Genomic DNA, 900 nt, shown 5'->3' on the forward strand with positions numbered 1-900 from the left:
CAGCCCGCCTCCTCCCCCCCGCGACCCCACCGGCCTGACGGGGATGTCGATTTGATGTCATCTGCGCGGCCGGGAACATCCCGGCCGCCGTACGTCTTGTGGTGTCGCTGAACCCCGTCACCGGCCGAAGGGCACCACTTGACCAACCCCAGCGCTGACCACCGCCCCGTCGTCCGAGCCGTCCCCCACCCGGGCGAACTGAAGGCCCACGGCATCCCCATCGCCTGCGCCTCCTGCCGCGCCCGCCGCGACTGGCTCCTCCTGAACGTCCGCCAACAGGTCTTCGTCCGCTGCCGATGCGCCCACGAGTGGCACGAACCCGACCTCACTCGCGCTTACTTCGACCAGCACTTCACCGAGGCCGAGCATGAGTGGGCCGACTACGACACCGCCATGCGCGCACTCGCGTTCGATGGGCTCCTAGCCGGCGCCACCTGGGCCTAGAGCATGGCTTGCTGGTGCCAGCAACTGCTGGGATCAGAAAGCCATTTTCCGCTTCAGGCGACCGGCAGTGGTGCCCAGCAAGAGGCACTTGTCCGTTCGGCCCTCCTACCAGCTCCGCGCCCGGATCATCGCGGCGAAGCGGGGCCTCGGGCGAGGGCTGCTGACTGTTGAATGACTGTCGGCCGCATGAGCACCCGCAGCACGGATCTGATCCTCCATGGCCACCCGCCCGGGGTTGGCAGGCTCGTTCATCTTGCTCGTCTCACTCTTCGGTATCGGCTGCGGGAGCGCCCCGCCCCGGTCGTCCGTGGTCCACAAGTCACGTCACCGGGGCGAGGGTTGTGCTGCCCAGCGGTTGCAGGTGCCGCTGGGGGTTTAAGGGGCCGTCCCGATCCCGAGGGACGGACCAGGACGGCCTACACGGGAGGGGGCCCCGCGCCTCCGCCATGCGGGAGC

General features: G+C 69.1%; 1 protein-coding gene. It reads left to right on the forward strand.

Annotated elements, in window-relative coordinates; translation table 11 throughout:
* The first annotated feature begins 138 nt into the window (after nucleotides 1-138).
* Complete coding sequence (locus tag ABD323_RS41950) at nucleotides 139-444, forward strand: hypothetical protein (protein WP_344447325.1); 306 nt, start codon at nucleotides 139-141, stop codon at nucleotides 442-444.
* The last annotated feature ends 456 nt before the right edge of the window (nucleotides 445-900 follow it).

Origin of the sequence: Kitasatospora nipponensis, assembly GCF_039528135.1 — a bacterium.
Classification (GTDB): domain Bacteria; phylum Actinomycetota; class Actinomycetes; order Streptomycetales; family Streptomycetaceae; genus Kitasatospora; species Kitasatospora nipponensis.